Origin of the sequence: Sodalis sp. RH14 (assembly GCF_047324285.1) — a bacterium.
Taxonomy (GTDB): Bacteria; Pseudomonadota; Gammaproteobacteria; order Enterobacterales; family Enterobacteriaceae; genus Acerihabitans.
Genome location: NZ_CP178739.1, coordinates 1,989,303 through 2,010,021, shown reverse-complemented (window position 1 = coordinate 2,010,021; position 20,719 = coordinate 1,989,303). Strand labels below are relative to the sequence as shown.

At 51.3% G+C, this 20,719-nt stretch carries 16 protein-coding genes and 3 pseudogenes; 9 read left to right on the top strand and 10 right to left on the bottom strand.

Annotation, left to right across the window (positions count from 1 at the left end):
- Window positions 1-22: 22 nt before the first annotated feature.
- From ACL2XQ_RS08970 to ACL2XQ_RS08945, 6 genes are all read right to left on the bottom strand, one after another.
- Window positions 23-1,264: an MFS transporter gene (locus ACL2XQ_RS08970; RefSeq protein WP_413729943.1), complete on the bottom strand. Its 1,242-nt coding sequence runs from the start codon at window positions 1,262-1,264 to the stop codon at window positions 23-25.
- Window positions 1,265-1,715: 451 nt separating this feature from the next.
- Window positions 1,716-3,230 carry an amidase family protein gene (locus tag ACL2XQ_RS08965; protein WP_413729942.1) on the bottom strand — a complete coding sequence of 505 codons (1,515 nt, stop codon included), beginning with the start codon at window positions 3,228-3,230 and terminating at the stop codon, window positions 1,716-1,718.
- Between the two features lie 734 nt (window positions 3,231-3,964).
- Window positions 3,965-5,296, bottom strand: coding sequence for an MFS transporter (locus ACL2XQ_RS08960; protein ID WP_413729941.1), 1,332 nt, complete (start codon window positions 5,294-5,296; stop codon window positions 3,965-3,967).
- A complete protein-coding gene (locus tag ACL2XQ_RS08955) occupies window positions 5,293-5,949 on the bottom strand; it encodes a hypothetical protein (RefSeq protein ID WP_413729940.1) in 657 nt (218 codons plus the stop codon). The genes ACL2XQ_RS08960 and ACL2XQ_RS08955 overlap by 4 nt, the downstream gene beginning before the upstream one ends.
- Window positions 5,950-5,983: 34 nt before the next feature.
- Window positions 5,984-7,357: an amidase gene (locus ACL2XQ_RS08950; RefSeq protein ID WP_413731039.1), complete on the bottom strand. Its 1,374-nt coding sequence runs from the start codon at window positions 7,355-7,357 to the stop codon at window positions 5,984-5,986.
- A 14-nt stretch (window positions 7,358-7,371) separates the two neighbouring features.
- On the bottom strand, window positions 7,372-8,088 hold the full coding sequence (locus tag ACL2XQ_RS08945) for a DUF2848 domain-containing protein (protein ID WP_413729938.1): 717 nt from the start codon (window positions 8,086-8,088) through the stop codon (window positions 7,372-7,374).
- Between the two features lie 171 nt (window positions 8,089-8,259).
- Here ACL2XQ_RS08945 and ACL2XQ_RS08940 point away from each other — a divergent pair, with 171 nt between their 5' ends.
- Window positions 8,260-8,901 (top strand): GntR family transcriptional regulator, encoded by a 642-nt coding sequence (locus ACL2XQ_RS08940; protein ID WP_413731038.1) that lies wholly within the window; start codon window positions 8,260-8,262, stop codon window positions 8,899-8,901.
- A gap of 665 nt (window positions 8,902-9,566) precedes the next feature.
- Here the strand turns inward: ACL2XQ_RS08940 and ACL2XQ_RS08935 are convergent.
- Window positions 9,567-10,313, bottom strand: a pseudogene (locus ACL2XQ_RS08935) (2-hydroxyacid dehydrogenase); the annotation flags it as partial.
- A gap of 331 nt (window positions 10,314-10,644) precedes the next feature.
- Between ACL2XQ_RS08935 and ACL2XQ_RS08930 the strand changes: the two are divergent.
- A pseudogene (locus ACL2XQ_RS08930) lies at window positions 10,645-11,828 on the top strand (IS3 family transposase); the annotation flags it as partial.
- A gap of 49 nt (window positions 11,829-11,877) precedes the next feature.
- Here ACL2XQ_RS08930 and ACL2XQ_RS08925 read toward each other — a convergent pair.
- Window positions 11,878-12,666 (bottom strand): SDR family oxidoreductase, encoded by a 789-nt coding sequence (locus ACL2XQ_RS08925; protein ID WP_413740296.1) that lies wholly within the window; start codon window positions 12,664-12,666, stop codon window positions 11,878-11,880.
- A 93-nt stretch (window positions 12,667-12,759) separates the two neighbouring features.
- On the opposite strand from ACL2XQ_RS08925, the gene ACL2XQ_RS08920 reads away from it, so the two are divergent.
- Together ACL2XQ_RS08920 and ACL2XQ_RS08915 are read left to right on the top strand one after the other, a co-directional pair.
- Window positions 12,760-13,368, top strand: coding sequence for a TetR/AcrR family transcriptional regulator (locus ACL2XQ_RS08920; RefSeq protein WP_410015461.1), 609 nt, complete (start codon window positions 12,760-12,762; stop codon window positions 13,366-13,368).
- Between the two features lie 209 nt (window positions 13,369-13,577).
- Window positions 13,578-13,757: a transposase gene (locus tag ACL2XQ_RS08915; RefSeq protein ID WP_410015462.1), complete on the top strand. Its 180-nt coding sequence runs from the start codon at window positions 13,578-13,580 to the stop codon at window positions 13,755-13,757.
- Here ACL2XQ_RS08915 and ACL2XQ_RS08910 read toward each other — a convergent pair.
- Window positions 13,749-14,495: an SDR family oxidoreductase gene (locus tag ACL2XQ_RS08910; RefSeq protein ID WP_413728544.1), complete on the bottom strand. Its 747-nt coding sequence runs from the start codon at window positions 14,493-14,495 to the stop codon at window positions 13,749-13,751. The two genes, ACL2XQ_RS08915 and ACL2XQ_RS08910, sit on opposite strands and share 9 nt — an antisense overlap.
- Before the next feature lie 135 nt (window positions 14,496-14,630).
- Here ACL2XQ_RS08910 and ACL2XQ_RS08905 point away from each other — a divergent pair, with 135 nt between their 5' ends.
- A complete protein-coding gene (locus tag ACL2XQ_RS08905; protein ID WP_413740295.1) occupies window positions 14,631-15,533 on the top strand; it encodes a LysR family transcriptional regulator in 903 nt (300 codons plus the stop codon).
- 146 nt (window positions 15,534-15,679) lie between these two features.
- Here ACL2XQ_RS08905 and tnpC read toward each other — a convergent pair.
- Window positions 15,680-16,402: pseudogene (gene tnpC, locus ACL2XQ_RS08900) on the bottom strand (IS66 family transposase); the annotation flags it as partial.
- A 257-nt stretch (window positions 16,403-16,659) separates the two neighbouring features.
- Between tnpC and ACL2XQ_RS08895 the strand changes: the two are divergent.
- The 4 genes from ACL2XQ_RS08895 to ACL2XQ_RS08880 are packed head-to-tail and all read left to right on the top strand — an operon-like array spanning window position 16,660 to window position 20,339.
- Complete coding sequence (locus ACL2XQ_RS08895; protein WP_413740294.1) at window positions 16,660-17,646, top strand: siderophore ABC transporter substrate-binding protein; 987 nt, start codon at window positions 16,660-16,662, stop codon at window positions 17,644-17,646.
- Window positions 17,647-17,669: 23 nt separating this feature from the next.
- Complete coding sequence (locus ACL2XQ_RS08890; protein WP_413733005.1) at window positions 17,670-18,629, top strand: ABC transporter permease; 960 nt, start codon at window positions 17,670-17,672, stop codon at window positions 18,627-18,629.
- Window positions 18,622-19,584: an iron chelate uptake ABC transporter family permease subunit gene (locus tag ACL2XQ_RS08885; RefSeq protein ID WP_413733006.1), complete on the top strand. Its 963-nt coding sequence runs from the start codon at window positions 18,622-18,624 to the stop codon at window positions 19,582-19,584. The genes ACL2XQ_RS08890 and ACL2XQ_RS08885 overlap by 8 nt, the downstream gene beginning before the upstream one ends.
- Window positions 19,581-20,339 (top strand): ABC transporter ATP-binding protein, encoded by a 759-nt coding sequence (locus tag ACL2XQ_RS08880; RefSeq protein ID WP_410015468.1) that lies wholly within the window; start codon window positions 19,581-19,583, stop codon window positions 20,337-20,339. The genes ACL2XQ_RS08885 and ACL2XQ_RS08880 overlap by 4 nt, the downstream gene beginning before the upstream one ends.
- Window positions 20,340-20,719 lie beyond the last annotated feature (380 nt).

Below are 20,719 nucleotides of genomic sequence, written 5' to 3'. Positions count from 1 at the left end.
AGTAACTATAAAAAATAAATGCCTACGCAATCGTAGATGCTCTCCTATGCGTACCACGAGCACGAAAGAGCGCGAGCACGAACCCTATAAAAGACAGCAGAATCAGGCTACTACCATATAGATTCGCGACAGATAAAAGGTCAAGATGTTGGGCCATGTATCCTGCAAGGATCGCTGGAATGCTATTAGCCAAATAACTTTCTACGTAAAAAGCGGCCATTAGCCCTGCTCGTTCAGTTGGCTCAGCAAGTGGTACTATGCTTCTGATTGCACCAAGAAACCCTGAACCGAATCCGACCCCAGCGATAGCTGATCCGGTTAGCAAAACCACCGTCAATCCTAGATTAGCGCCGGCAAGGATGATGGACATTCCAATCATCAACATTACAGCACCAATGACGAGTGCCCAGAATGCATTGCTACGCCGTACCAAAAAAATGGCCAAGCCACCACATAAGGTCAGGGTGGCGACATTCAGACCACCGAGCCAGACAGAAGTCGATTTAGTAGTCATGGCTATCAATGAGGGCATGAGCGACAGATAAAATCCACCGAGCGCCCATACCGCCACGTTAATGGGTGTAATCGCTAGTAATGTCGCCCTTGCTCGTTTGGGTATCGCAACACTTGGACGCAACGAACCTAACACGCCTGGGCGGCTCTCTGATGTTTCGGGAGTACGCCAAGTTTGCAATAACTGCACGAAGAAAAAAAGCAGCAATAATATGAAGACGAGGTGAAGCGGTGCTGGCGCGAGTTGTACCAAAGCGGTCGTGCCTAAGGCGCCAATAGCCATGCCACCCATCGTTGAAAGGCCATTGGTCAAAGCGCCGCGTTCCCGATCGAGGTCGATGAGGGCCGCGCCCAATGCTGCCGTAGCAAGCCCTGTTGCCACACCTTGAAGTGCTCTTGCGGTAATCAACCAACTGGGTCCACCAGCGGTAAGGAACAACCCCATAGCGGCGAGTTCCAGCGCCAGTGCAATACTGATGATAGGGCGTCGACCGATATAATCGGAGATACTGCCAGCCACAAGCAATGCTGATAGTAAGGCAAGTGCATAAATACCGAATATTAATGTCAACATTACCGATGAAAAATGCCATTGTGCTTGATACAATCGATAGAGAGGTGTTGGGGCAGTCGATGCGGCAAGATAAGCCGTAAGCGTCACAGTGTGTACAATCAGTGATGATTCAATGGGTAGTTTCAAACCGAGCGTAGAAAATTTCATAAATTTTTTTTTATTGAGATTGTTGGCCATTTTATTTCTCTCTTATGTTTTATGCCATTAATATTATTTCGCAGCGAATAAATATGTTTCCTATTTACATTTTATAAAACGCGAAGTTTTCGAGGAGAAATTATTAATTTTCATAATTGATCATATATATAACAGCACTGTATTCAATACTCTCTCTTTCTGAGTCATTATCTCAAACGGCCTTGCTCGCCAACACGCTTGAAATGTTATCCCACACGCCAATAATATAATGAATTTAGTATTGTAAGAAAATCACACAAATAAGGTTAGCTTCACACGAGCTTATTATTTAACATACCAGAAACAGCAATATTAAATAAATAAAATCAAACATAACTTAAATAAAGCAGTCGTGAAAACCTCCGCAACCGTGATCAACTTTACGGTTCAAACAGGTGATTACCCTATCAACTGACACCATAGTTTCAATTGAATTTTTCTAACAGGATTTTTAAAACTCGGGCAATGGTGCGGAGCCAAGAGCTTTTTCTAAAGACAGTCCCAGAGCAAGTAACTCTCTGTCATGTCCTTTTAAATTAGCGAATTCTATCCCAATAGGCATACCGTTACGTGCAAGTCCGGCGGAAAGCACGAGACTTGTCATGCCGGCACAGCTTCCTAGTGCTACGTTTCGACCGAAGGCATCAAATGCACTAATTTTCCGGCCTTCTTCAATCATAACTTCGTCTTCCTCTCCAATTTTTGGCGCTCGAACCATCGCAGCAGGATAGGCAAGCGCATGGACACCTTGATTTCGCATATAGGAGGTAAGGGCTGAAGTTAGCGCCGTTTTTCGAACTATTGCATTTTCATAGGCTTCCCGCGACGGAGTATTGGGGCTAAGAACCATAGAATCTACCAAGTTTTTTGTATTAGCTCCGAGATTTGCGTAAAGGTTATCAAAGGATACTCCGGTTTTTTGCTGTTTAAGAAATGCTGAAATGCAGCCTTTTAACTCATAAGATACGATAGTCCCAACTATGTCGGAGGATTTTTCAATATCTTTTATTGGGAATGAAACATCAATAATTGATGCACCAGCGTCTCTCAAACGGGTAATTGCATTGAAAGAAACGCGCTCAACTTCTGGGTCTAATCCTTCCCAGAATGCCACAGGGATAGCTATGACAATCTGGTTCAAAGGAAGTGGCTTTACCACACGGTAGTCGCTTGCGGCTACTTGATCGAACAAGATAACGTCTTCTACAAACCGGGCGAGTGATCCAACTTGATCAAACGATTTGGTTAGTGGCATGACACCGTCATCAGGATAGCGTCCACGACTTGGTCGAAAACCTACCAGCCCGCAAAAAGAGGCGGGCAAACGAATAGATCCCCACGTATCTTCAGCTACCGCTAATGGTGCTATCTTGGAAGAAACGGCTGCAGCTGAACCTCCGCTACTGCCACCGGTACTACATTCCATGTCGTAGGGATTGCGAACTGGCCCGAAGTTTTCGTTATTGCTCGTCCATCCGAAGGAAATCTCGTGTAGATTGGTTTTGCCCATAATGATGGCACCCTCATCTTTAATGAGTTTGATAATGCCTGCGTCGACAGCCGGTCTGAAATTCTTCAGAGACATCGTCCCATTCGAGGTTGGGAAAGAAGATGTATTGACGCTATCTTTTACCGGAATTGGCAGACCATGAAGCAGGCCCAGCGCCTTCCCTTGATTGCGGGCATTGTCAAGAGCACGGGAAGCTGTAAGCAAATTCTCATTATCCATCGTACAAAATACATTTAGGAGAGACCAACGTTCTGCTTGCGCGAGAAGTGCCTTCGCGTACGTCTCTGCTGTAAAAAAACCTTTTTGCATGGCAGTCACCGCCTGGACAGCACCAAGCTCTAGCATATTTGAATCATATTCAGAAATAGCTGGAACAATGGAGGAAGGTGGTTCATTCGGTCCCAATAGGTTTGGGGATGATTTTATGAATTCTATTTTATTGAAACGCTCGTTCATTCCTATTTTTTCCTATGTTTCAAAATTTTAAAAATATTTCGCAACGTATTGATATATCATTTTTCTCGTTTTATGAAATGCAAAATTTTCTATAGGTTAACCTTCATGCGCTTGAGATACCATGATAAACGGCACTCAACATAAAGAGATTTTATCATCCAAAATATTCAAAGCAGATCATAATCCAGTCACCTTTAATCCTGTGTTCACATGATCATATGGAAAGATGTATCACCCTTCCTGGTAACTATATAAACATTAGCACCATTGCGAAACAAAATTATTTTACATTTCAGTGATAACAATATTGGATAGGTCATATGAGCAAGTTGAAAATTAGGATAGTGCAGTTTAAACAAAATAACGCGATCGCGATCTTCGGTCGCTGAAAAAGATGAACCCCACAAAAAAACATGGGGTTCGTCAGCAGTCTGAAGCCCGTTAGTTAGCGGGCTTTTTGGTCTTCTGCCTGATGGCAGAGTTTTCTACGCTTCTATTTTCCTCTCACTGTCAAACACCGGCACTTATTACGACATAGAAGGTTTCAAACGATTTAGCCATACCCGTAAGGGTTCATCCAGAGTTACCCCCCCCATTTCATCTAACGTTGTGCGCGCCCCATGGGATTCATGGCACAAGTGAATGCCCGCCTTGGCAACGAGCGTGGCCAGTCGCCCACCAGAATATGCAGATGGGCTAGGAAAATGGCTTATCGCGCCGGCGCACGATGTGGATTATAAAGGTTTATGCGCTGTCTCTTTGGCGGCGAAAACCGCTACCAACGTGATCAGCAGTGCCAGTGTCACATAGGCGGAAATGGCCAGCGTACTGTTATACTCTTTATAGAGTGTGGTGATAATCAACGGGGCAAAGCCGCCGCCGACAATACCTGCCAATGTATAGGCCAGGGACGAACCGGCATACCGTACGCGCGTCGGAAACTGTTCGGTCACGAACGCCGCCTGCGGGCCGTACATCATCGCATGAATCAATAATCCGATAATTACCGCCAGGCAGATAAGCACCGGCTGGGTACTGTCGAGCAACACGAAAAAGGCATAGGCCCAGACGATCGCCAGCAGTGCGCCGACAATATAGACCGGACGGCGGCCGAAGCGGTCGGATAGCGCGCCGAACACCGGTACCGTAATCGCATTGCCCAGCGCGCCGAGCATAGTGGCGGTCAGCGCCAGCGGACGCGGCAGATGCAATACGGTGGTGACGTAGGTCAGCGTGAATACCACCACCAGCGCATACAATACATCCGACCCGATGCGTGACCCGCCGGCGATAAGCAGCGGTCGCAAATGTTGACTAAACACTTCTTTTACCGGGGTGTGGGTAGTGTTTTTGGCCTGTTCCAATTTGAGGAACGCCGGCGTTTCGCCCACGCCGCTACGCAGCCATAAGCCGAAGATTACCAGTAGCAGACTCAGCAAAAACGGCACGCGCCAGCCCCATAGCTGGAAATCTTCCGCGGGCATCATCACCGTGACCAGCGTGATAAACCCGGTCCCAATCAGGGTGCCACAGGAAGGGCCGACCTGGGCGAAGGAGGCGTTGCGCCCGCGCTGTCCGGCGTCGCCATGTTCCATTGACAGCAATACCGCCCCCGCCCATTCGCCGCCGAGCGCGATACCCTGGATAAAACGCAGCGTAACCAGCAGCAGCGGACTCCAGACACCTAAAGACGCGTAACCGGGTAACAGCCCCATCAGCGCGGTGGTGACGCCCATGATGATAAGCGTCGCCACCAGCACGAAGCGACGCCCCATCACATCGCCCAGGTGGCCAAACAGAATGCCGCCGATGGGCCGCGACACATAACCGACGGCGTAGGTGGAAAAGGCCAGGATAGTACCCACCAACGGATCGAATGAAGGGAAAAAGACATGATTGAAAATCAGCGCCGCCATGATGTTGTAAACGGTGAAATCGTACCATTCCAGGGCAGTGCCGATCGAACTGGCCGCGGCCAGCCGACCGGTATTGGGCGGCAGGCGCACAATACCGTCCAACGCGTCGACGTCCTTTGGAATAACGTTATTCTCGCTGGAAAGGTTCATGATTTGAGCTCCTGTGCGCTAAGCTGCCAGCTCAGGCCGTAGTACTGCACCTCGCCGTGAGGGTGTTGCAACGTCTGGCAGGCGCTCGCCGCAAATGTCCGGCTGGCCTCGGCGCTGCTGCTTTCAAGCAATATCATGGGCAACAGTTCTCTGTTGTCGCGCGACTCATTGGGCAACGGTGAACTGAGGGTTTCGTCGGGCGTCAATAGCGAACAACGGACAAATCCGTTTTGTTCGCGCAACAACGCGCCAAGGGCGGCGACCTCGGCGTTAAGTTTGGTCCCCGGCGACCGGGAGGCCAGGACCAGGATAGCCAGGTAACTCCCCGTGCCGATCCCGGTCACCGACTCGACAGCGCAAACCCGACGCATCGGATCCTGCATTTTCGCCAGGTTAGCCACCGACCAGGGCGTTTGGCGGGTAAAGGCCGCATGGTAGGCTTGCGAGGTGAAACTCGCCAATGATTCGGTCAGATAGAGCCCCAGATACTTACGCCCGCCCTGCAAGGACTGATAGCGGGTGCCCGACAGAAATCCGGCAATGCGTACCCGCTCCTCCACGTGTTCCCGGTCATACCACCGGTTAAAATCCTCTTCATCCGCCGGCGCGATGCCGGTTGCGACCAACAGCATAGCGTTCGATCTGTGTTCCATGGGTACTCTCCTCAAGGTTAACGTCGATAGGAAATTATTTTCCCGCAGGGAACCGTGCTGCGCTCAGGCAGCGTTCAATTTGCAGCGCCCAATTCAGCAATGCACCGTCCCGCATCGGCAGGGACGCGACCATCAGCCCCACCGGCGCGGCGTCCACCGGTTGGCAAGGCAGTGATACGGCGCAACCGTCGAGAAAATTGATCATCGCCGGATTGCGCAGCACCGCGCCGTTGACACGGAAATAGGCATTTTCATCCGCGTCCAACGCGGCAATGGGCGGCGCAATCAGCGGCACCGTCGGCATCAGCAACGCGTCATACGAGCCGATGGCGGCAGCTACCCGGTGCTGCCAGTCGGCGCGCTGTCGCAGCAGTTGCCGTCGGTCGTTTTCGTCGAGCGCCTCGCCGCGGCGGATGCGTGAAATAACCCGGGGGTCGTACTGCGCGCTGTTTTGTTCAATCAAGGGCCGGTGCCATAACCAGGACTCCAGCGCGGTAAATCCGCCGGCGGCGTTGATGCGGGACAGTTCGGCAAATTCAACGCAGGGGATCTCTGTGATATGCGCGCCGGCCCGCCGCAGATGCGCCAAAGCGGCGGAAAACGCCGCCGCTACGTCGTCGTCGAGATCGTCGAGCACCAGCGTTTGCGGCACGGCAAAATGCGCCTGCGCCAGCGGTTTGTGGACCAGCGCCAACGGCCGGTCACTGATGATATTATCGAGCGCCAGGCAGCTGGACACGTCATGGGCCATCACCCCCACCGAGTCCAGCGCGGGAGACAATGGCAATACACCGGCGAGATCGATACGGCGTGCGGTGGGTTTATAGCCGGTCAGCCCGCAAAAGGCCGCGGGAATACGCACCGACCCGCCGGTATCGCTGCCAATCGACCCCAGGCACATGCCATCGCTGACGGCAACGGCGCCGCCGGAGGACGACCCGCCGGGAATGCGGCGCGTGGCCCGGTCATAGGGATTGGCCGGCGTGCCATAATGCGGGTTGATCCCCAAGCCGGAATAGGCAAACTCGGTCATATTGGTTTTGCCGACGATCACCGCGCCCGCGCGCAGCAGTTTGTCGACAATGACGGCATGACGCGCGGCGACGGGCGCATCGGCCAATACCACCGAGCCGCCGGTGGTGCTTTCGCCGGCCACGTCGAATAAATCCTTGATGGATATCGGCATGCCATCCAGGGAGGAAAGCAGCCTCCCTGCCCTCCGGCGCTCATCGGAGGCCGCCGCCCGTAGCCGCGCCTGCCGGCGATAAATGCGGGTAAAGACGCGCACGCCTTCACCCCGGGGATCATCCATTGCCGCCAAGGCCGCCTCTGTTAACTCCCGGGCGCTGACAGTGCCGACATTAAGCCGCTCCGCTGCCTGTGATAAGGCCATCTCGCTCTTTTTCATCATCGGTCCCCCCTTTACGCAACAACCGGTAATTCGGTGCAGTAATAGCGGTGAGTGATGGTCCGGCCCAGGACGTCATCTACCAGCGCCATTCGGAATTCCGTGGACGGTCGGATGCCACCGATGGCGGCCACCGTGCCGCAGACTATGGCCAGGCCGTCGATCGGCCCGGACGACGGAGTTAGTCCCCTTGCCAACATTTCTTGGCTAGAGAAATAGCACTCCAGCAGTTCGGCCGGTTTACGCAGGCTGGCCAACGTTCCTTGCTGATACAAACGAAGCTCGCCTTCCTCTTTGATCCAAGAGCGCAAGATGAGTTGGTCCCAGTGCCCCGCCACCTCATGCAGCGGCCAGGCGGTACGGGCTACCGGTTTGGCACAGATTTGCTTTGATAGCGCGACGCTGTGAGTTTCCAACCGACGATCGGTATGGTCGGACGCCAACGAGACGTAAAGACAGCCCTGATGGGAGAAGACCAGGGGTTCAACTTCGCCCGACGTCGCGCCGCCCATCACTTCGATAACCTCTTGCTGGCTTAACTGGTTGGCGGCCACGCGATAAAACAACGGTGTTGCACTTGGCCGGGGCACGCCCAGCGCTTCAAGTTCACTGATATGGTGCAGGATCGCTTCGGGATCGCGACCGGTCCAGCCGGCAACGATTAATTGATTAATGTCGGTCTGTAGGTGCCCGGCGCCAGTGGATCCGGGTAGCTCAAAGGTCAATTCCATAGTTGCCAGCTCGCTGTATTTAAGTGATTAAAGAAAACATCGTGAAATTTCACTCTATTTTCAGAAATGAAATAAGCGATTTTCATGCCACCTTTTGTGTAGAATGTCTAAAATGTTTTAAACAGGACATTACGCGTGAAATCTTCTGATACCGTGAGCCAAGATTTGCCGATGGACGATGAGTCCGATTTGTCGCTCAATGAACTGGCCTACCGCCGTTTTAAACAGGCGCTGGTAACGTTGAGCTATAAGCCGGGTGATTTTCTCAATACGGCGCAGGTGATGAATGAGCTGGCGATGGGCAGAACGCCGATCAACCAGGCAATCCACCGCCTGGCCAATGAGGGCATGCTGCAAATTATCCCACGTAAGGGTGTGATGGTATCGCCGCTCTCTATTGACGATGCGCTGGAGCTGATTGAGGTTCGGCTGGCGAATGAGATCTTATGTGTGAAATTGGCCAGCAAGCGAATTTCCGCTGCGGACGTTGCCAACCTACGGGAAATAAACGAATGGATTGCAGACGCATGCCATTCCCGAGAGCGGGATCGGATGATGGCCCTGGATTATCAGTTCCATCAATTGCTGGCGCAAATCGCCGGTAATGCAATGTTGGCGGACATTTTGCGGGTGCTGCATGCCAAGGCGCAACGATTCTGGGCCAGTTCGCTGTCGAAAGAGGGCCATATGCTGGAGGTTATCGAAGAACATCAGGCGATCATTGTCGCGCTGGCCGCACAGGACGGCGAGGCGGCCGCGCTTGCGGCAGAGGCGCATATTATATCGTTCCGCGGCGCCCTGCTTCGGGGATAGGCCAAATCACCCGATGTGGGCTTCGCTTGCAAATGACAGGCATCAAATTTTGAGCCATTAGCGCATATAACGTTGCACTGATGAAATACTGACTGGCCTCCCTTAGCGAGCACTTAGTTACTAAGTTACAGTAGTAACCTTGACCAGCACTATCATTTGAAGCTGGCGTCATATTTGATCGCCACACCCCATAATAGTACTGACCAAAAAGAAATCTCTTGCCACCTTATTTAAGTAAGTCCAAAATTGAGTCCAGTTCTATTTGATGAATATATAAAATTGTTTAATCTACAATTGGTTAGCGCATGGATTCAGGTCCAGTCAGAGGAGCCAAATTTATGTTTTCATGCATCTACACGAATCTTTATACTATTTATATTCAACAAGTTAGTGTGAAAAGTCTTCCCGATGCATTTTCATTTCCCCTCCGCATCGGGCAAAATTGGTGGTCTGATTTGGGGTCAGGTGGGTTCGATGACAAAGTTCCCCCCAAATATCTCTTAACGACGCAAAAATCCGCAACTTAAAACCATCCGGAAAACCCTGTAAATGACCTCACCGGGACAATCGCCACCTCCCGGGTAGGTGGCTTAACGCTGACAATAAATAAGCGCGACTTAACGCCACGCTCTGATTTAAATGCAGAATCCGTTTTCACTCGGTTACTACGGAATAGGTGTCAACAACGGCTCGCCAGCAAAATAGGCGCTGACATTTTCCAGCACCAGACGCAACATCTCTTTGCGCGTCGCCCAGATAGCGCTGGCCATATGCGGCGTGACAACCACATTTGCCCGGTGTAACAATGCTTGCGGGACTTGCGGTTCGTCGGTGAAAACATCCAGACCGGCTCCCCGAGAGCCCCCTCTCCGATGACTTCAACTAGCGCCCGCTCATCTACTATCGATCCACGGGAAATATTGATCAGAATGCCTTCTGCGCCCAAGGCATTAAATTCATCTCGGTTAACGAGGCTGCGGGTTTCTGCACCACCGTTGGTACAGACCACCAGAAAATCACGCGCCCCGGCCAGCGATAGCAATGTTGCATGGAAGGTGTAGTCCATGTCGGCAAGTGCGGCGCGATCCGTATAGCGATCGACATGTTAAATGCAACCGCGCGTTTGGCGATAACACGCCCAATACGCCCCATGCCAATAATGCCTAACCGCGCCCCTGAGACTTTGCGGGTCCACGTATAACCACCTTTCTGCCATGCATCCTGTTCGATAAAACGTTGTGCTCCGGGGAACTGGCGTGACGTTGCCAGTATCAACCCCATGGACAGATCTGCAACGTCATCCGTCAATACGCCGGGGTATGGGTCACAGCGATCTGACGCTCTCTTGCCGCGGTAACATCAATACCGTCATAGCCAACACCAAAGTCGCTGATGAGTTCAAGGTTAGGTAATCATAATGCGCGCAATCCCGATGCGTGCACCACCACAAACGGAAGTTCGTAAGATACTACTAACACCGCGTGATGTTAATCAACGGGGAGCAGGTCACAGGGGCAAAAGATAGTCTGCCCCTGTGACCGAAAATTACGCGTCAGCACCACCTAAAACGTTGTCTAGTTGCATTTCTTTCAACACACGGTCTTGAATGGGTTGTTTAGCCGCGTTAATTTCATCAACCCCCCAAACTAAGCTGTATTAGCCCCCTGATGATCCATACACTTTGACCCGCCTAAAATAAGAGGTAGGCTTGGAACTATGTTCAAGACTGGTCAAAGCGAAATCATGGGTACTGTTCTTACTGAGCCAGAGCGACGCCGTCGTCGCACTCCGCAGGAGAAGATCGCCATCGTTCAGGAGACCTTCCAGCCAGGAAGCTCCGTTTCTCTTGTCGCTCGTCGTCATAATGTGAATGCTAATCAAGTCTTTAAATGGCGTAAGCAATACCAGGATGGCAGCCTGACGGCGGTCTCTGCCGGCGAAGAAGTTGTGCCGGCTTCTGAGTTAAACAGTGCCATGAAACAGATCCGTGAACTCCAGCGTCTCCTGGGTAAGAAAACCATGGAAAATGAGATCCTTAAGGAGGCGGTAGAATACGGCAAAGCAAAAAAATGGATTGCGCACGGACCCTTATTGCCCGGGGACGACGAGTAAAACCAGTGAGTGAAGCTCTGGGTGTGTCGCGTGCGCAGCTCTCGCTTTATCGTTATCGGCAGGCTGACTGGCAGGACGGTCGCATGCAGCGGCATCAAGATGACGCCGAATTACTGGAACACATCCGTGCCGAAGTTGCCGACCTTCCGAGTTATGGCTATCGACGCATCTGGGCTAATCTGCGCCGCCGTTCGGAGCAGGAAGGTCTGCCGAGGGTGAACGCAAAACGGGTATGGCGCGTGATGCGTGACAACGGCTTGTTGTTAGAGTCGAAACCCCGTCCCACACCGGATACCCGTCGTCACACAGGCCGGGTGGCGGTGGCCGAAAGCAATCGGCGCTGGAGTTCGGATGGCTTCGAGTTCCGCTGCGATAACGGCGAAAAGCTGCGGGTCACCTTCGCCATCGACTGTGGCGACAGGGAAGCCTTGGACTGGGCGGCCAGCACCGGCGGTTATGACAGCGATACGGTACAGGACGTTATGCTACGCTCAGTTGAACGCCGGTTCGGGCAAAACCTGCCGACAGCGCCCCTCGAATGGCTGACGGATAACGGTTCGGCCTATCGTGCCGATGAAACCCGGAGCTTCGCTAAAATGCTGGGCCTGGAGCCCCGAACGACCGCGATCAGAAGTCCACAAAGTAATGGTGTAGCAGAAAGCTTCGTTAAGACGATGAAGCGTGATTATATCGGCATGATGCCAAAACCGGACAGCCAGACGGCAGTGTTAAACCTGTCGTTAGCGTTCGAACATTACAACGAATATCACCCGCACAGCGCTTTAGGATATCGCTCACCAAGAGAATATCGGCGCAGGGGGAAACCATCAACCTAAGCGGGAATAGGTGCATGGATATATGGGGTCAAAACCATAAGCCAACCGCTGTGCGTGTTGGGCGTTTGCCTTTAGGCATATCGGCTAGCGCTAAATAGGCATCTACGACCATTTGTGGATCAGGTGCTTGATCGCTCTGCATAAATTTACCGAATTCTTCGAACATAGCAGCAGGAATATCTGCTAATTCACCGTAGCTGTCCAGTATGTCTGTGCGTGACGGTTGTTGTCCTGCTGCACTTAGACCTGTAGGGAATGGGCCAGGTTGTACGATGGCGATATCGATGCCGAATGGTGCCACTTCGTAGCGTAACCCTTGGAGGTAGCCTTCCAAAGCGTGTTTAGTTGCGGCGTAGGTAGAAAAATATGGCGCTGAAATTTGGCCAACCATGGATGAGGTGTTGATGATCAGGCCTGACTTGGCTTCACGCATCGCAGGCAAAACTGCCTGAATAGTACGCATAGCGCCATAGTAGTTGGTTTCCATCTGCTCGCGAGCTTGGGCAATGCTAAATGCTTCTGTAATGCCAAGGTACATTACACCAGCATTGTTTAGCAAAACATCAATTTTGCCCGTTTTATCTAGTACGCTTGCAATGGCTGTTTTGACCGATTCGTCATTGGTAACATCCATATCGACTACATGGATGGAATCGCTATACGCTTCCAATTCAGCCTTAACTGCAGCGTTCTTGCCTTCTGGGCCACGCATCGTGGCGAACACTTGGTAGCCTTTATCTGCAAAATCTTTTACTGACTTTTGACCAAATCCACTGCTGCTTCCTGTGACCACGATGTTTTTCTTTGCTTCACTCATCTTTGCTTTCCTACTGGATTGAAAATTAAATACCGGCTGGTATAATAAAAGTTAGTGTACGATCTGTCAAATTAAAATACCGGGCAGTATAAAATGAATTTAAATCCAATCAAACCTTCAAGAGGGCGACCTAAGACCCTTGATCGTGACCATGTTTTAGATGTAGCAATGGATTCTTATTGGAAAGAGGATATAGGCAGTTTATCCCTCAATGAAATTTGCAGGAGATCTGGTGTATCGAAGCCTGGCCTTTATCGTGAATTTTCGAATGAAGATGGCTTGATGAAAGCTGTTCTTATCAGGTACCAGGAACAAGTGCTAAGTCCTGTGCAAGAGATGTTAAATAGTGACTCTCCGTTTCGAGAGGTACTTGACAATCTCGTGTCATTTGCCACGTCAGTGAGTTGTAACCATGAGTCTCCAATGGGGTGCCTTTTTGTAAAAATGCGTGAGGCACGGATGCAATTAGGCGAAGCAACTCGCGCACAAGTCGATTTCCTTGAGGAGCAAGGCTTATCCACTTTCAAAGAATGGGTGAAGCGCTCAAAAGCCAAAGGAGAGTTTTCTGCCAATATGTCTCCAGAGTTTGCAGCTACTTATATCGACGCACAGTTGATTAATGCTTCGTCACTGCTAGCTCATGGAGAAGATCCGCAAACTGTGAAGAAGATATTATTAGTCGCTTTTTCTATGCTGGGATGACTATTTCAGCCAGTTCAGAATATCTGAAAAAAGAACGCATTTTTATATCTGGGTTACATTAAAAGAGTGCTTACTTAACAATGTAGTGCACAGGGAAATTTTAGTAGCTTCGCCCCCTCCTAATGTCGTGAGAGGGGCGTTAACTTTGTAGTGGTCAAGCAAAACTGGCCACGGTTTTGGGGGCAGTCCAGGAAACGCCTCAGGCCAAGATGGACTGGCGTTCAGCGCCTCGCCAGTTCCACTCTCCAGAACTGAAGTTAAAGCCGGTCCAGCTTGCTCTACAACCAGGTACATCCGTTGCCGAGGTCGCTTGCCGTCACAACGTGAATGACAATGTTTTGTTCAGGTGGATACGCCTGTTCCAGCGTGATTTTGGTGGCTTAGATTGAAACGCCGCCGTCGATGATGATTTCTGAACCCACGGTCCAGGCTGACTCATCAGATGCGAAGTAAAGTACCGCTTGCGCTACTTCCTGAGGCTTACCAAAACGACCTGCAGGGATGGTTGCAACGATATCTTTCATCACTTGATCATGATATTCCACTGGGATCCCCGCCTTATCGTAAAGCGGTGTATCAACAGGGCCTGGGCTCACTGCGTTGATACGGATCCCACGAGAAAGTAACTCGTTAGAAAGTGTTTTCGACATGTTCAGTAATGCTGCTTTGGTTGAGCCATAAACTGAAGAGTTCACTGGTCCCGTGTGAGCATTTACAGATGTATTAAAGACCACTGATGCAGAGCTTGCGAACACTGGCAGCAGCGCCTGCATTAGGAAGTAAGGACCTTTAACGTTGATATCATAAATGCGGTCGAACATCTCTTCTGTCCATACCTCAATTGGCATATACATTGATATACCCGCATTCAGGAAAGCGATATCCAGTTGTCCAAAGTGTTCCTTAACCGTTTGAGCCAGGGCTTTCTGTGCGTTCACATCAGCGGAATCAGCGCTCACGACTAACACATCATTACCAAGTTCTACTTTCGCCTTTGCGATAGAATCAGGGTTAACACCAGTAACAATTACGCGTGCACCTTCTGCAACAAACAGCTTCGCTGTTTCAAGACCAATACCACTTGTTCCACCCGTAATCAGTGCGCGCTTACCTTGTAATCTAGACATTAAATATCTCCTGTTCGTTTTACAACTGATCGGCGAATGACCGATTTGATAGCCACTATATGCTCATGCTCATATTGTGATAAGATTGTGTTTTTGAATATGTTTCATGCATTAAAAGCATAAATGGGTTTTAGGATGGATAGATTACTTTTGATGACATGCTTTGTCCGTACCGCTGAAACAGGCAGCTTTTCCGCAGCCGGTAGGGATTTAGGCTTAGGGCAACCGAACGTGAGTCGTCATGTTGCAACCCTCGAAGAGCATTTGCAGACCAGATTACTTCACAGATCAACCCGCAAGCTTTCCCTAACTCCTGAAGGAGAACGTTATTATTTGGAAGCAAGGCGTATTCTGGAAGCCGTCGAAGAGTCAGAGTCTTCTTTCAGAGAAAATGTTACACCCACAGGGCTATTACGCGTTGCCTGCCCCACAGCATTGGCTCACACATTCTTAGTCCCGCACATCCCAGATTTTTTAGAACGCTACCCTGAGCTAACACTCGATCTACAGATTAATGACCGCTATATCAATCTCGTTGATGAAGGGGCTGAGCTGGCAATCCGCATTGGACACCTGGAGGACAGTGCTATGCGTGCCCGCAGACTTGGCATGTTTGAGCGAGTCTGTGTTGCCAGTAACAAGTACTTAGCTAAACACGGAACCCCTAATACCCCAGAGGATTTAAAAAAACATGATTGTTTGATCTATACCTTGCTAACAACAGGAGCTACCTGGAGATTTCAGGATATCAATGTTCCTATTTCTGGTCGGCTCAGGGTCAATTCACCAGAAGCAGTACAGAAATTTGTCAATGCAGGGATTGGGATCGCACAGGGCCCAGAATGGCTGTTCGAGGAGGGACTGGAAAATGGCAACCTACAATTATTACTGACTGATTACACTGCATCCCCCGTTCCCATTCAGGCCGTTTATGTTGCTAATCGACTTTTACCAAAACGGGCGATTGTGTTCATGGATTTTGTTGCTGAAATTTTTGAAAAAAATCCCGCCTTCAAAGCGTACAACTCAATGAAATGAGCCTGAGATAACGAACATATCTGAATCATTAGTAAAATTTAGTCAATCTTAGGCTGTGTCCCTTAACCTAACAGTCGCCTGAGAAATAACCTTAAAGAATCCCGGCTTGGCTTAGGGTAAGCGTCAACTCAGTGACGTATTGACGCTTATTCGGCAGGTATTATAAGGTGCCACGGCAGGAGACCTTTGATCTTATTGATGGGATGATCCGCGATTGTCGCCAGTACATGGCGCAGATAGGCTTCCGGCTCCACGCCGTTCAGTTTGCAACTGCCGATCAGCGTATACATCAGCGCGGCACGTTCACCGCCGTTATCAGAACCGAAGAACAGATAATTTTTTCGCCCCAGGCTCACCGCTCTTAACGCGTTTCCCGTGATGTTATTGTCGATCTCCCCCCAACCATCGGTGCTGTAATAACACAACGCCTGCCAGTGGTTCATCAGGTAGTTGAACGCCTTGGCCGTATCGGCCTGTCGCGGCAATGTGGCGAGCTTTTCCCGGATCCCGCTCTCCCGGCCCATCAGTCACGGCCGGGAGCGCGCTTCGCGCACCTGTTGTCGTTCTTCGGCCGTACGCCCCCGGATGTCGGCTTCGATCGCATACAGCTCGCCGATCCGGTGCAGTGCCTCGGCGGTGGTCGGCGACGGATGCCGCACATGGATATCATGGATCTTACACCGGGCGTGGGCCATGCAGCCGACCTCGCGGATAGGGCCTTCTTCATACAGCGGGTTGAAGCCCGCATCCGCCAGCAACATTCCGCTGAACCGCGCCGGATAGGTTTGCGGATGCACCCCCTTGCGGTCCGGGCTGTAGGCGAACCACACCGCGGGCGGCAGTACCGAGCCGGCATTGCGGTCGTCACGCGGATTGCGCTTTATCCGATGAGAATGATTATCCAATTCATTTTGGCTGAATTGGATAACAGATAGGCCATATTGTGCAATGACACATTAGCATTCTATCCATATCATTTTAGCAGGCCATTTCCATTTTGACCCTATGCGCGAACTGCCGTGCCTCGCAATGCCAACGGGGGACGGCACCGGCAATACTAATAAGATGATCAATGCGACAAACATTATGTGTAACGCGTTGACGCCTACAAATACGGAAATTCAGCATGTTCAACAGGCACATCGCCCTTCTATTCGTATCACACCGCTATTATCCGCGCCCTGCGAAAGTCGCAACGTGCATGATGTATACGTTGGCTATAATCTCCCTGACATGCTTCGTTCTCTTTTCGCGCATGCTGCAAGCCGAAGAGATCACCGTTCATCATACTCAAGGGGTGACCCGCGTCCCGGTCAATCCCAGGGTCGTGGCTATTCTTGATATCGCCGCGCTAGATACCCTTGCCTCCATCGGGGTCGATGTCGCAGGCGTTCCCACGCTCAACTATCCACCTTATCTCGCTAAATTTGGAGAAAGCCGGTACCGGAAGGTTGGCTCTCTTTTCGAGCCCGATTACGAAGCACTTAACGCGCTTTCACCTGATCTGATCATCGTGGGCGGGCGTTCATCGCCGAAGTACGCTCAGGTGGCGAAGCTCGCCCCTACCATTGATCTGACTCCTGACTTTCAACACCGCGTTGACAGCGCGATAACGCATGCGCAGATCCTTGGAAACATTTTCGGTAAACAAGCTGAGGTCGCCCGTCGTGCCAGCACGTTGCGGGCATCGGTCGACGCGCTTCGGGCACGCACGGCAAAGATGGGGACAGGACTGCTGGTGATGACCAGCGGTGGTCGCATCGGAGCGCTCGGCCCGAAATCTTGGTTTGGGACACTGTATAACGACTTCGGCGTGCAACCCGTGACGCGCAAGCTTGATGAGGGTCCGCACGGTCAGGTGATCTCCTCCGAGTTCATTCTCGAAACTAATCCTGACTGGCTTTATGTCATCGATCGTGATGCAGCCATTGGGGAAAAGGGAGCATCCGCCAGACAGCTGCTGGATAATGAACTGGTTCGACAAACCAAGGCCTGGAAGGCTGGCCACATCGTCTACCTCGATCCTGTCGCGTGGTATATTGTTGGCGACGGACTGACCGCGCTTCAGTCGATGGCTGATGAAGTTTCCTTGGCAATAACCAAGACAAAATGACGCTTTCAGCACGCAAAACGTCAATGAAGGGACTTGTAATCGCACTGATCGTGGTCGGGTTGCTTTCCCTGATTAGCCTATTTATCGGTGCGACGACAATTTCGCCTGCATCGCTTTTAGCAGGCTATACCACGTCTACCACAAACATTTTACTGGCGAGCCGCATTCCGCGGACCGTTGCATTGCTCCTCGCTGGAAGTTCCATGGCGGTGGCTGGCCTGATCATGCAAATGCTTTCGCGCAATCGCTTCGTGGAGCCAGGCACAGCAGGGACGATTGAGTCCGCCACACTTGGGTTATTGCTGGCTGCTCTGCTGGCTCCCGGACTGCCTGTACCCGCGCGCATGCTTGTGGCGTGTTTTACCGCCCTGCTGGGAACGCTACTGTTCCTTGTCATACTGCGGCTGTCACCCATGCGCTCGCCATTGATGGTCCCGCTCGTCGGTCTGATGCTCGGCGGCATAATTAACGCAGCGGCGACATTTCTTGCCTACCGGTTCGATCTTATTCAGTCGCTGGTCACATGGTCTACTGGGGACTTTTCATCGGTGCTGCGCGGCCGCTATGAACTGCTCTGGACCTCGTTTGTCGCCGCTGTCGTCGCTTATGTTGCAGCCGACAGATTCACGGTGGCAGGACTTGGGCAGGATTTCACAAATAACCTGGGCCTGAACTATCGGGTAACACTCATGACCGGGCTTGTTATCGTTTCGATCGCAACAGCTGCTGTGGTCGCGACAGTAGGCGCGATCCCCTTTGTCGGTCTGGTCGTGCCGAATATCATCAGCATGGTGATCGGCGACAACCTGCGCAGAGCAGTACCGTGGACCGCCACTCTCGGCGCCGGTTTCGTACTGAGTTGCGACATTATAGGCCGCTCCGTAACCCAACCCTTCGAGATCCCCGTGGGCCCCATTATCGGGATTGCTGGCAGCGTGATTTTCCTTTTCATCCTCAAACGAGGAGTTGCACGATTTGGCTGAATTTCAAGAAATGAGGCCCGGTATGGTCATCATTCTGCTCGTTATACTGACGATAATAGCATCAGTTGCATTCATGACCGTTGGTGCCGGAGGACATTGGTCTTTTGTGCTACCGCTTCGTGCGCAAAAGCTCGCAGGGCTGTTGTTGATTGGCTACGCAATGGCAGTGTCGACCGTACTGTTCCAGACCATTACCCAGAATCGTATCCTGACGCCATCGATCATGGGCTTTGATGCGCTGTACGTTCTTATCCAGACCCTGGTGGCATTCACCATCGGCTACGTCCACGGCGCCGCCATCAACCCATATCTGCGCTTTGCCGTGGAGACATTCGTCATGGTCAGTTCAGCGGCCCTGCTCTATCACTGGCTCTTCGCCGGAGGTCGCAGAGACCTGATGTTCCTGGCGCTGGCCGGTCTCGTGTTCGGCGGGCTACTGCGTAGCCTGTCGAATTTCCTACAGCGTGTCATCGATCCGGGTGAATTCGCCGTCCTGCAGGATCGCCTCTTTGCAAGCTTCAATCTTATCGACTCAAGCCTGCTGTCCATCGCAGCAATACTTGTCTTCAGCGTCTCGGTGATAGGCTGGAGAATGCGGCGTAGCTTTGATGTGCTGGTGCTTGGGCGAGACTCGGCAATCAATCTCGGCATCGATTACACCCGGACTGTTAGAACCATCCTGATGATAATTGCTATTCTCGTATCGGTCTCTACAGCGTTGGTAGGGCCGGTCACTTTCTTCGGCCTACTGGTCGCCAACCTGGCTTACCGTTTTGTCGGGAATGCGCGGCATGCTCTGATGCTCCCTGCCTCCGCGCTGACCGCGATGATATGTCTGGTTGGCGGGCAGCTTGTTCTGGAGAGGCTGTTTGGTTTTAATACCAGCCTGAGCATTGTCATTGAGTTCTTTGGCGGTATTGCTTTCATTATATTAATCATGCAGAGGGCGCGATGATCGAAACACACGCACTCACTAAACGCTATGGCACAACTACCGTCGTGGACAACGTCTCGGTGAGGATCCCCAAAGGCGGACTGACATCCATCATCGGCCCCAATGGTGCCGGTAAATCCACGCTCATGATGCTTATTAGCAGGCTACTGCCGGCAACGAGTGGGACCGTGAAGGTTGACGAGATGAATGTCGTTAACACTCCCACGGCCCTACTTGCGCAACGTCTGGCGATCCTGCGACAGGATAACCATATCAGCGTGCGCCTGTCCGTCAGTGACTTGGTCGCTTTTGGCCGCTACCCGCACTCGAAAGGACGTTTCACCCACGATGATCGAGGGCATATTGAGCGTGCACTGGAGTATCTGGGCATCACATCGTTGCGCGACCGTTTCCTTGACGAGCTTTCCGGTGGACAACGCCAGCGCGCCTTTATCGCAATGGTCCTATGTCAGGACACCGACTATCTGCTACTGGATGAGCCCCTAAATAGTCTAGACCTCAAGCATGCGACCGCTACAATGAAGATTCTTCGAAGAGCAGCAGACGAACTTGGTAAAACCGTCGTATTGGTGCTTCATGATATCAACTTTGCTTCGTACTATTCAGATCACATTATTGCGATGTCTGCGGGCAGAGTACACTATGAAGGTTCTCCTAATCATGTCATTACCGCTGAGCGTCTCGGTCAACTTTATGATATGAATATTAATGTCCATGAACTGTGTGGACAACGGATAGTGACTTACTACGAATAATACCCAGAATATTTTTTTAAACTTTGCCATTTTCAGAGGTCTGAATCGATGCTGATCGGTCAGGCATAACGTTATACCCATGCGCTTGAACAGCTTCCTTATTATTGAAATGAAATCCTTTTACTTTTCTGTGCGCGCTTTCTGAAAGAAACAGACACCCTCCTCCTTGTGCTCTATGGGCCGCATCAGGCCCGGCCTGGGTGTGAAAAGGATAAATACATTCCTCTTATAGCCAAACTATGGGGCAGGATCGTCTTATGGATGAGGGCAGTCCATTGTTTCTCAGGATTCGTGTCCGCAACAATAAATGTGTGAAAACGTAGTCAACAAATGGCTACGAATGATGGGCGACTACACCAAGACCGGTATCTGCGATCACG

What these genes read in the sequence shown, in the direction of transcription:
- ACL2XQ_RS08970 (WP_413729943.1), bottom strand. Translation starts at nt 1,264, where the DNA reads ATGGCCAACAATCTCAATAAAAAAAAATTTATGAAATTTTCTACGCTC.
- ACL2XQ_RS08965 (WP_413729942.1), bottom strand. Translation starts at nt 3,230, where the DNA reads ATGAACGAGCGTTTCAATAAAATAGAATTCATAAAATCATCCCCAAAC.
- ACL2XQ_RS08960 (WP_413729941.1), bottom strand. Translation starts at nt 5,296, where the DNA reads ATGAACCTTTCCAGCGAGAATAACGTTATTCCAAAGGACGTCGACGCG.
- ACL2XQ_RS08955 (WP_413729940.1), bottom strand. Translation starts at nt 5,949, where the DNA reads ATGGAACACAGATCGAACGCTATGCTGTTGGTCGCAACCGGCATCGCG.
- ACL2XQ_RS08950 (WP_413731039.1), bottom strand. Translation starts at nt 7,357, where the DNA reads ATGAAAAAGAGCGAGATGGCCTTATCACAGGCAGCGGAGCGGCTTAAT.
- ACL2XQ_RS08945 (WP_413729938.1), bottom strand. Translation starts at nt 8,088, where the DNA reads ATGGAATTGACCTTTGAGCTACCCGGATCCACTGGCGCCGGGCACCTA.
- ACL2XQ_RS08940 (WP_413731038.1), top strand. Translation starts at nt 8,260, where the DNA reads ATGGACGATGAGTCCGATTTGTCGCTCAATGAACTGGCCTACCGCCGT.
- ACL2XQ_RS08925 (WP_413740296.1), bottom strand. Translation starts at nt 12,666, where the DNA reads ATGAGTGAAGCAAAGAAAAACATCGTGGTCACAGGAAGCAGCAGTGGA.
- ACL2XQ_RS08920 (WP_410015461.1), top strand. Translation starts at nt 12,760, where the DNA reads ATGAATTTAAATCCAATCAAACCTTCAAGAGGGCGACCTAAGACCCTT.
- ACL2XQ_RS08915 (WP_410015462.1), top strand. Translation starts at nt 13,578, where the DNA reads ATGGACTGGCGTTCAGCGCCTCGCCAGTTCCACTCTCCAGAACTGAAG.
- ACL2XQ_RS08910 (WP_413728544.1), bottom strand. Translation starts at nt 14,495, where the DNA reads ATGTCTAGATTACAAGGTAAGCGCGCACTGATTACGGGTGGAACAAGT.
- ACL2XQ_RS08905 (WP_413740295.1), top strand. Translation starts at nt 14,631, where the DNA reads ATGGATAGATTACTTTTGATGACATGCTTTGTCCGTACCGCTGAAACA.
- ACL2XQ_RS08895 (WP_413740294.1), top strand. Translation starts at nt 16,660, where the DNA reads ATGTTCAACAGGCACATCGCCCTTCTATTCGTATCACACCGCTATTAT.
- ACL2XQ_RS08890 (WP_413733005.1), top strand. Translation starts at nt 17,670, where the DNA reads ATGAAGGGACTTGTAATCGCACTGATCGTGGTCGGGTTGCTTTCCCTG.
- ACL2XQ_RS08880 (WP_410015468.1), top strand. Translation starts at nt 19,581, where the DNA reads ATGATCGAAACACACGCACTCACTAAACGCTATGGCACAACTACCGTC.